This window comes from Stenotrophomonas thermophila (assembly GCF_001499715.1).
In the GTDB taxonomy this organism is placed as follows: Bacteria; Pseudomonadota; Gammaproteobacteria; order Xanthomonadales; family Xanthomonadaceae; genus Stenotrophomonas; species Stenotrophomonas hibiscicola.
Window position 1 is genome coordinate 41,742 of sequence record NZ_CVIW01000022.1, and the last position, 10,074, is coordinate 51,815.

Sequence of the window (10,074 nt, forward strand, 5' to 3'; positions counted from 1 at the left end):
TTCATCTGCGAGCAGGCCCTTAGCCGGCACACTCCGACGGGTGTTCTCGACTTCCGGAGTTGCCATGCCCTCCTGGCGTTACCTGTTTGCGGTGCCGCCGCCGCGTCGCGGCGTGGAAGCGTTCCTGCTGTTGATCGCCCGCGTCGTGGCCGGGATGATGTTCTGCGTGTCCGGCTGAACAAGGTGTTCACCGATGCGGGCCGCGAACGCATGGTGCATACGCTGGTCGATGCGGGGATTCCGTTCCCGGTGTTCAGTGCGCCGGTGCTCGGCGGCACTGAATGGATTGCGGGCGGCCTGCTGGTGCTGGGCCTGCTCAGCCGGCATTCGGCCCTGCTGCTGGCGGGGATCTGTGCGGTGGCGGCGCTGACCGATGGCATCGCGCGCATTCCTGCGGGACTGAGCGTACCGAATTGGTTGAGCTGGTTCTTCTACCTGAGCGAGGTGCCGCTGGGTGTGTTGCTGTTGTGGATTGCCGCAGTTGGGAGTGGACGGTTCGCGATAGAAGCGCGTTGGGCACGCTGTTGCACTTTATTCCGCGCCCGACCGACGAGCGTGCTGTAGCGCCTGGACGCTCCAGTAGATCCACGCCATGCGTGGATGGGGTGATTGGGAAAAGCGGTGCGAACCAAGGTTCGCACCCACTGGGGATCGCTTCGCACCGCCCAGGCATCGGGTTGCCCTCAACAGACATCGGCATCGGTTCGCCCCGGCCAGAGATCGGTGTGCACCAGCCAGATGGCAGGACGTTACAATCCCTCCGCGCGCAGCCAGCGCCAGAGTGTGGTGCGTGACACGCCCAGCGCCTGCGCCATCCCCTCGCGGTCATTGCGGTGTTCCTGCAACAGCGTTTCCAACTGCGCACGCGGCGGGCGCTTGCCGTTGCTTTCCACTGGTAGCGCAGCGGCGCCCTCATTCACCAGCTCGGGTGCCAGCTGCAGCAGTCGCGCCGCATCAATCAGCCCTTCACCAGGTTGCCAATGGATGCGCAGCCGATCCACCAGATTGCGCAATTCGCGCACATTTCCGGGCCACTCTGCGGTGGTCAGCACCGCCAGCGCCTCCGCATCCAGTGGCGCGTCGATACCACGCAGCTGGCGGAAGAAATGCTGCGCCAGCAGCGGGATGTCACCGCGCCGGGCACGCAGTGCGGGCAGGGCGATGCGCAGCGCGGCCAGGCGGTAATACAGGTCGCGGCGGAAGCTGCCGGCCGCCACGCGCTGCTCGAGCGACTGCAGGGTCGCGGCCACCACGCGAAGGTCGACCGGGGTCGGTTCGGTGGCGCCGACACGCAGTACCTCGCGTTCTTCCAGCACCCGCAGCAGGCGGGTCTGCAGTGGCAGCGGAAGTTCGCCGATTTCATCCAGGAACAGGGTGCCGCCGTCAGCGGCCTCGACCAGGCCAACGCGGCCGCCACGACGTGCGCCGGTGAAGGCGCCATCGCTGTAGCCGAACAGCTCCGCTTCCAGTAGCGATTCGCTGATGGCGCCGCAGTTCAGCGCCACGAAGCGCCCGCGACGGCCGCTGGCGGCGTGCAGTTGGCGCGCCACCAGTTCCTTGCCGGTGCCGGTTTCGCCGGTGACCAGCACGGTGCTGTCATGCGGTGCGTAGAGCGCGATTTGAGCGCGTACCTGCGCCATCAAGTCGCTGTCGCCGAGCAGTTCGTGCGCGTCGCTGCGCACTGCCGGGCGCCGGCGCGGTGCAGCGCGGTTGCTGCCGGAACGTGCCAGGGTCTGGGTCAGTTCGAGGGCGTGTTCGAACGCCTGCCGTACCGAATCGGCGGAGTACAGCAGCACGCCGGGCAGGCCGGCCTGCTCGGCATGGTCGATGGCCATGCCGGTGCCGACGATCACCTCGATGCCATTGGCGCGCAGGTCGGCGATGCAGTCGCGCGCGTCCTCGCGGGTGACGAAGCGGCGATGCTCGATATCCAGGCCGAAACTCTGCTGGAAGTTGCTGAACACCGGCACGTCGCTGGCGTGGGTGACCAGGCCGATGCGGCTGGCTATGCGGCGGGCACGGGCCAGCGCTTCCATCAGGTCGAAGCCGTTGGCCTGGATCGGCACCAGTGGCAGCTCCAGCCGCCCGCGTAGCCAGGCGGCATTGGAGCCGCCGGCGATCACTACGTCGCAATGCTCACGGCGCAGGCGTTTGCCGATCACGTCCACGGCTTCCTCGAAGCCGAGGTTGATCTGCTCGATGCGCGCACGGCGGTCGAACTCGGGGATGACGTCGCCGAGCAGGCCGGTCAGGCGCGAAACGCTGACGGTCCAGATCACCGGACGGCCGGGGTCGGCATCGGCGTGGCGCAGCGGGGTGCGGGGCAGGTACATGACGGCAGCAATTGGTCGGAATGTTTCATGATACATCCGTTTCAATGTTTCATATGTTTCACTGTTGCGGGGTGGTCATGTCTGTGAAATCAAAGGCTTGCAGCTTGGCACGGGGCTTGCGCCCTCTGTCCCGTACTTCAACCTGGATCGCCGCATGACCGCTTCCGCTCCTTTCTCCGCCGGTGCTCGCTTCCGTGAGGCGCTGGCTGCCGAATCGCCGTTGCAGGTGATCGGCGCGATCAACGCCAACCACGCCCTGCTGGCCAAGCGCGCCGGCTTCCGCGCCATCTACCTGTCTGGTGGCGGTGTTGCCGCCGGCTCGCTGGGCCTGCCGGACCTGGGCATCAACACCCTGGAAGACGTGCTGGTGGACGTGCGCCGCATCACCGATGTCTGCGACCTGCCGTTGATGGTCGACATCGACACCGGCTTCGGCCCGAGCGCGTTCAACATCGCGCGCACCGTGAAGTCGCTGATCAAGGCAGGCGCGGCCGCCTGCCACATCGAAGACCAGGTTGGCGCCAAGCGCTGCGGTCACCGTCCGGGCAAGGAAATCGTCTCTCAGGGCGAAATGGTGGACCGTGTGAAGGCCGCTGCCGATGCCAAGACCGACCCGGACTTCTTCCTGATCGCGCGTACCGATGCCATCCAGGTGGACGGCGTGGACAAGGCGATCGAGCGCGCCATCGCCTGCGTCGAGGCCGGTGCCGACGGCATCTTCGCCGAGGCCGCCTACGATCTGGACACCTACCGCCGCTTCGTGGACGCGGTGAAGGTGCCGGTGCTCGCCAACATCACCGAATTCGGTGCCACCCCGCTGTTCAGTCGCGATGAACTGGCCTCGGCCGGCGTCGCCATCCAGCTGTTCCCGCTGTCGGCGTTCCGCGCGGCCAACAAGGCGGCCGAGAACGTGTACCAGGCGGTGCGCCGCGATGGCCATCAGCGCAACGTGGTGGAGACCATGCAGACCCGCGAAGAGCTGTACGACCGCATCGGCTATCACGCCTTCGAGCAGCAGCTCGATGCGCTGTTCGCCGCCAAGAAATAAGCAGTACCCTGCACCATCAAGTTTCGGAGGGAAACATGAACGATACGACCGCAACCCCCACCTTCAAGCCGAAGAAGTCCGTCGCCCTGTCCGGCACCGCTGCCGGCAACACCGCGCTGTGCAGCGTGGGCCGCAGCGGCAACGACCTGCACTACCGTGGCTATGACATCCTGGACCTGGCCAACACCAGCGAATTCGAGGAGATCGCCTACCTGCTGGTGCACGGCAAGCTGCCGACCCGCGCCGAGCTGGTTTCGTACAAGGCCAAGCTGAAGTCGCTGCGTGGCATCCCGGCGGCGGTGAAGGCCGCGCTGGAAGAACTGCCGCCGTCGGCACACCCGATGGACGTGATGCGCACTGGTGTCTCCGTGCTCGGCTGCGTGGCGCCGGAGAAGGACGACCACAACCACCCGGGCGCGCGCGACATTGCCGACAAGCTGATGGCCTGCCTCGGCTCGATGCTGCTGTACTGGTACCACTGGAGCCACAACGGCCGTGCCATCGACGTGGAAACCGACGATGACTCGATCGGTGGCCACTTCCTGCACCTGCTGCACGGCGAGAAGCCGCAGGACTCGTGGGTGAAGGCGATGCACACCTCGCTGATCCTGTACGCCGAGCACGAGTTCAACGCCTCGACGTTCACCTGCCGGGTCATCGCCGGCACCGGCAGCGACATGTACAGCGCGATTTGCGGTGGCATCGGCGCGCTGCGCGGTCCCAAGCATGGCGGTGCCAACGAAGTGGCGTTCGAAGTGCAGAAGCGCTACGACAACCCGGATGAAGCCGAGGAAGACATCAAGGCCCGCGTCGAGCGCAAGGAAGTGGTGATCGGCTTCGGCCACCCGGTCTATACCGTGTCCGACCCGCGCAACAAGGTGATCAAGGACGTGGCCCGCGAGCTGTCTGAAGAGCAGTCGAGCATGAAGATGTACGACATCGCCGAGCGCCTGGAATCGGTGATGTGGGACATCAAGAAGATGTTCCCGAACCTGGACTGGTTCAGCGCCGTCAGCTACCACATGATGGGCGTGCCGACCGCGATGTTCACTCCGCTGTTCGTGATCGCCCGCACCGCCGGCTGGAGCGCGCACATCATCGAGCAGCGCATCGACGGTAAGATCATCCGCCCGAGCGCCAATTACATCGGTCCGGAAGACCGCGACTTCGTCGCCATCGACAAGCGCGTCTGATCCACCTGCTGTACTCATCCGGCCGGCCGCGTGCCGGCCGGATGCTTTCGCCGCCGCACCGCCGGCACCCGGCCCGCCCCAAGCATTCCGCCAGCCCATGAATACCGATTACCGCAAGAACCTCCCCGGCAGCGCGCTGGACTATTTCGACGCGCGTGCCGCCGTCGATGCGATCCAGCCCGGCGCCTACGCCACTCTGCCGTACACCTCGCGCGTGCTGGCCGAGAACCTGGTGCGCCGCTGCGATCCGGCCACGCTCGGCGATTCGCTGAAGCAGCTGATCGAGCGCCGCCGCGACCTCGATTTCCCATGGTTCCCCGCACGCGTGGTCTGCCACGACATCCTCGGCCAGACTGCTCTGGTGGACCTGGCCGGCCTGCGTGATGCGATTGCTGACAAGGGCGGTGACCCGGCCAAGGTCAATCCGGTGGTGCCGGTGCAGTTGATCGTCGATCACTCGCTGGCGGTGGAATGCGGTGGCTACGATCCGCAGGCCTTCGAGAAGAACCGCGCCATCGAGGATCGCCGCAACGAAGACCGTTTCCACTTCATCGACTGGACCAAGCAGGCGTTCCAGAACGTGGACGTGATTCCGCCGGGCAACGGCATCATGCACCAGATCAACCTGGAGAAGATGTCGCCGGTGATCTACGTGCAGGACGGCGTGGCCTTCCCCGACACCTGCGTGGGCACCGACAGCCACACCCCGCACGTGGATGCGCTGGGTGTGATCGCCATCGGTGTGGGCGGCCTGGAAGCGGAGAACGTGATGCTCGGTCGTGCCTCGTGGATGCGGCTGCCGGACATCATCGGCGTCGAGCTGACCGGCAGGCCGCAGCCGGGCATCACCGCCACCGACGTGGTGCTGGCGCTGACCGAATTCCTGCGCAGGGAGCGCGTGGTCGGCGCGTATCTTGAATTCTTCGGCGAGGGGGCGGCGGCACTGACCATCGGTGACCGCGCCACCATCTCCAACATGTGCCCCGAATACGGCGCGACCGCCGCGATGTTCTACATCGACGGGCAGACCATCGATTACCTGCGCCTGACCGGCCGCGAGGAATCGCAGGTGGCGCTGGTGGAGAACTACGCCCGCACCACTGGCCTGTGGGCTGACGACCTGGCCACCGCGCAGTACGAGCGCGTGCTGCGCTTCGACCTGTCCAGCGTAGTGCGCAACATGGCCGGCCCGTCCAACCCGCACAAGCGCGTGGCGACCGCCGAGCTGGCCGAGCGCGGCATCGCCGACGAGGCCAAGCTGGCAGCGGGCAAGGCCGAGCAGGCGCAGGGCCTGATGCCCGATGGCGCGGTGATCATCGCCGCCATCACCAGCTGCACCAACACCTCCAACCCGCGCAACGTGATCGCCGCAGCACTGTTGGCGCGCAAGGCCAACGAACGTGGCCTGCTGCGCAAGCCGTGGGTGAAGTCCTCGCTGGCGCCGGGTTCCAAGGCCGTGCAGCTGTACCTGGAAGAATCCGGTCTGCTGCCGGACCTGGAACAGCTCGGCTTCGGCATCGTCGCCTTCGCGTGCACTACCTGCAATGGCATGAGTGGTGCGCTGGACCCGAAGATCCAGCAGGAAATCATCGACCGTGACCTGTACGCAACGGCTGTGCTGTCGGGTAACCGCAACTTCGATGGCCGCATCCACCCGTACGCCAAGCAGGCCTTCCTGGCCTCGCCGCCGCTGGTGATCGCCTATGCCATCGCCGGCACCGTGCGCTTCGATATCGAGAAGGACGTGCTGGGCGTGGACGCCGATGGCAACGAGGTGCGCCTGAAGGATATCTGGCCGAGCGATGCCGAGATCGACGCGGTGGTGAAGGCCTCGGTGAAGCCCGAGCAGTTCCGCAAGGTCTACAACCCGATGTTCAACGTGCGCGTGGAGAACGGTGCCGCAGTCAGCCCGCTGTACGACTGGCGCCCGCAGAGCACCTACATCCGTCGTCCTCCGTACTGGGAGGGCGCACTGGCCGGCGAGCGCACGCTGGCAGGCATGCGCGCGCTGGCGGTGCTGCCGGACAACATCACCACCGATCACCTGTCGCCGTCCAACGCGATCCTGGCGTCCAGTGCCGCCGGCGAATACCTGGCGAAGATGGGCCTGCCGGAAGAGGACTTCAATTCCTACGCTACCCACCGCGGTGACCACCTGACCGCACAGCGCGCCACCTTCGCCAACCCGAAGCTGTTCAACGAAATGGTGCGCAACGACGATGGCAGCGTGAAGCAGGGTTCGCTGGCGCGCGTGGAGCCGGAAGGCAAGGTGATGCGCATGTGGGAAGCGATCGAGACCTACATGGCGCGCAAGCAGCCGCTGATCATCATCGCCGGTGCCGACTACGGCCAGGGCAGCTCGCGTGACTGGGCCGCCAAGGGCGTGCGCCTGGCAGGTGTGGAAGCGATCGTGGCCGAAGGCTTTGAACGCATCCACCGCACCAACCTGATCGGCATGGGTGTGCTGCCGCTGGAGTTCAAGCCGGGCACCACCCGCCTGACCCTGGGCATCGACGGCACCGAGACCTTCGACGTGATCGGCGAGCGCACCCCGCGCGCCGACCTGACGCTGGTCATCCACCGCCGCGACGGCCAGGACGTGATCGTGCCAGTGACCTGCCGCCTGGACAGCGACGAGGAAGTGGCGATCTACGAAGCCGGTGGCGTGCTGCAGCGCTTCGCCCAGGACTTCCTGGAAGGCGCCAAGGTGGCGTAAGACATCCGACGGCCCGGCAACGGGCCGTCTTTCTTTGCAAGGAACACATCCATGACCTTCCTCCCGCAACTCCGTATTCCCGCCACCTACATGCGCGGCGGCACCAGCAAGGGCGTGTTCTTCCGCCTGCAGGACCTGCCCGAAGCCGCGCAGGTGCCGGGCGCCGCACGCGATGCGCTGCTGATGCGCGTGATCGGCTCGCCCGATCCGTATGGCAAGCAGACTGACGGCATGGGTGGCGCCACCTCCAGCACCAGCAAGTGCGTGATCATCTCCACCGCCTCGGTGCCGGACCACGATGTGGACTACCTGTACGGCCAGGTCTCGATCGACACCGCCTTCGTCGACTGGAGCGGCAACTGCGGCAACCTCAGCACTGCGGTAGGTCCGTTCGCGATCGCCAACGGCCTGATCGATCCGTCCCGCGTGCCGCGCGATGGCCTGTGCACCGTGCGCATCTGGCAGGCCAACATCGGCAAGACCATCATCGCCCACGTGCCGATGCGCGACGGCGAAGTGCAGGAGACCGGTGATTTCGAGCTGGATGGCGTGACCTTCCCGGCCGCCGAGATCCAGCTGGAGTTCATCGATCCGTCCGATGACGGCGATGCGGGCGCGATGTTCCCGACCGGCAACCTGGTCGACACCCTGGACGTGCCGGGCGTGGGCAGTTTCGAGGTGACCATGATCACCGCCGGCATTCCGACCATCTTCCTCAATGCGACCGACCTGGGCTACACCGGCACCGAACTGCAGCCTGCGATCAACGAGGACAAGGGGGCGCTGGAGCGCTTCGAGAAGATCCGCGCCTACGGCGCCTTGCGCATGGGGCTGATCAAGAACCTGGAAGATGCGGCCACGCGCCAGCACACGCCGAAGGTGGCCTTCGTGGCACCGGCGCAGGATTACGTGTCGTCCAGTGGCAAGGCCATTCCGGCCTCGGCGATCGACCTGCATGCACGTGCGTTGTCGATGGGAAAGCTGCACCACGCGATGATGGGTACCGCTGCCGTGGCGATCGGCACCGCAGCAGCGATTCCGGGCACGCTGGTCAATCGCGCGGCCGGCGGTGGCGAACGTGAAGCGGTGACCTTCGGTCATCCCTCGGGCACGTTGCGCGTGGGCGCGCAGGCCGGTCTCGTTGACGGACAGTGGACGGTGACCAAGGCCATCATGAGCCGCAGCGCCCGCGTGCTGATGGAAGGCAAGGTGCGGGTGCCGGCCGAATAGTGCTCTGGTAGATGCCAACCTTGGTTGGCATGGTGCACGGGCAACCGTGCACCGGAACGAGGAGATCGACGATGTCCGACAACCACACCCCATCCAATGAGCGTGCAGCGTGGGATGCGCTGCTGGTGGGCATCGTCGACTACGTGCGCGACGCGCGCATCGACTCACCCCTGGCGTTCCAGACCGCGCACCACTGCCTGCTCGACACGCTGGGCTGCGGCCTGGAAGCGCTGTCCTTCCCGGCCTGCAGCAAACTGCTTGGTCCACTGGTGCCGGGCATCAGCGTGGTCAACGGCGCGCGCGTTCCGGGTACGCACTACGTGCTGGACCCGGTGCAGGCCGCCTTCAACATCGGCGCGATGGTGCGCTGGTTGGATTTCAACGATACCTGGCTGGCGGCCGAATGGGGGCACCCGTCGGACAACCTGGGGGGCATCCTTGCCGTCTGCGATTGGCTGGGGCGCAACGCGCAGGCCCTGCGCCGCCCGGCGCCCACGGTGCACGACGTGCTGCTGGCGATGATCAAGGCGCACGAGATCCAGGGCGTGCTGGCGCTGCAGAACTCCTTCAACCGGGTGGGGCTCGACCACGTGGTGCTGGTCAAGGTGGCCACCACGGCCGTGGTCGCCCAACTGCTCGGGCTGGACCGCGAGCGCATGCTCAATGCGCTGTCGCTGGCCTGGGTCGATGGCCAAGCGCTGCGCACCTACCGGCACGCACCCAACACCGGCTCGCGCAAGAGCTGGGCGGCCGGCGATGCGACCAGCCGTGGCGTGCGCCTGGCCTTGATGGCAGCCAGCGGTGAGATGGGCTATCCCAGCGTGCTGAGCGCGCCAACCTGGGGCTTCGAGGCCGTGTCCATGCGCGGTCAGGCACTGACGCTGGGGCGACCGCTGGGCAGCTATGTGATGGAGAACGTGCTGTTCAAGATCAGCTACCCGGCCGAGTTCCACGGCCAGACCGCAGTGGAGGCCGCGGTCATGCTGCACCAGCAGTTGCGTGCGATGGGGCGGCGGGTCGAGGACATCGCGCACATCGCGATCCGGACCCAAGAAGCCTGCATCCGCATCATCGACAAGCAGGGCCCGTTGCACAATCCCGCTGACCGTGACCACTGCGTGCAGTACATGGTCGCGATCGCGCTGCTGCACGGGCGGTTGACGGCCGAGGACTACGAGGACGATGTGGCGGCGGATCCGCGCATCGATGCGCTGCGCGCGAAGATGACCTGCCATGAAGACCCGCAGCTCAGCGCCGATTACCTGGACCCGGAAAAGCGCAGCATCGCCAATGGCCTGAGCGTGCGCTTCACCGATGGCACCGCGCTGCCGGAGGTGCTGGTGGAGTGCCCGCTGGGCCACGCGCGCCGTCGCGAGGAAGGCATTCCGTTGCTGATGGACAAGTTCCGCCGGCACTTGGCCCGCCGCTCCCCGCCCAGCCAGCAGCAGCGCATCCTGGCCGCATCGCTGAACCCGGTGGCCCTGGCGGCAATGCCGGTGACCGACTACGTGGACCTGTATCTGCCGGGCTAGGGCGATCGGTAGTGCCGGCCCT

Annotated in this window: 6 protein-coding genes and 1 pseudogene; 6 read left to right on the forward strand and 1 reads right to left on the reverse strand. The window is 66.5% G+C overall.

Annotation, left to right across the window (positions count from 1 at the left end; all coding sequences use genetic code 11):
- Positions 1-64 precede the first annotated feature (64 nt).
- Positions 65-564 (forward strand): annotated as a pseudogene (locus tag BN1263_RS11070) (DoxX family protein).
- Between the two features lie 185 nt (positions 565-749).
- Here BN1263_RS11070 and prpR read toward each other — a convergent pair.
- The gene (gene prpR / locus BN1263_RS11075) at positions 750-2,333 is read right to left on the reverse strand and encodes a propionate catabolism operon regulatory protein PrpR (RefSeq protein ID WP_058981164.1); all 1,584 of its coding nucleotides are present in this window, start codon (positions 2,331-2,333) and stop codon (positions 750-752) included.
- A gap of 154 nt (positions 2,334-2,487) precedes the next feature.
- Between prpR and prpB the strand changes: the two genes are divergently transcribed.
- The 5 genes from prpB (at position 2,488) to BN1263_RS11100 (ending at position 10,052) form a co-directional block, all read left to right on the forward strand.
- Positions 2,488-3,381 carry a methylisocitrate lyase gene (prpB, locus tag BN1263_RS11080; RefSeq protein WP_005418360.1) on the forward strand — a complete coding sequence of 298 codons (894 nt, stop codon included), beginning with the start codon at positions 2,488-2,490 and terminating at the stop codon, positions 3,379-3,381.
- Between the two features lie 35 nt (positions 3,382-3,416).
- Positions 3,417-4,574 (forward strand): bifunctional 2-methylcitrate synthase/citrate synthase, encoded by a 1,158-nt coding sequence (gene prpC / locus BN1263_RS11085; RefSeq protein WP_005418357.1) that lies wholly within the window; start codon positions 3,417-3,419, stop codon positions 4,572-4,574.
- Between the two features lie 97 nt (positions 4,575-4,671).
- On the forward strand, positions 4,672-7,290 hold the full coding sequence (gene acnD, locus BN1263_RS11090; RefSeq protein ID WP_058981165.1) for a Fe/S-dependent 2-methylisocitrate dehydratase AcnD: 2,619 nt from the start codon (positions 4,672-4,674) through the stop codon (positions 7,288-7,290).
- A gap of 51 nt (positions 7,291-7,341) precedes the next feature.
- Positions 7,342-8,520, forward strand: coding sequence for a 2-methylaconitate cis-trans isomerase PrpF (gene prpF / locus BN1263_RS11095; protein ID WP_058981167.1), 1,179 nt, complete (start codon positions 7,342-7,344; stop codon positions 8,518-8,520).
- A gap of 71 nt (positions 8,521-8,591) precedes the next feature.
- Positions 8,592-10,052, forward strand: a complete 1,461-nt coding sequence (locus BN1263_RS11100) for a bifunctional 2-methylcitrate dehydratase/aconitate hydratase (RefSeq protein ID WP_058981169.1) — start codon at positions 8,592-8,594, stop codon at positions 10,050-10,052.
- Positions 10,053-10,074 lie beyond the last annotated feature (22 nt).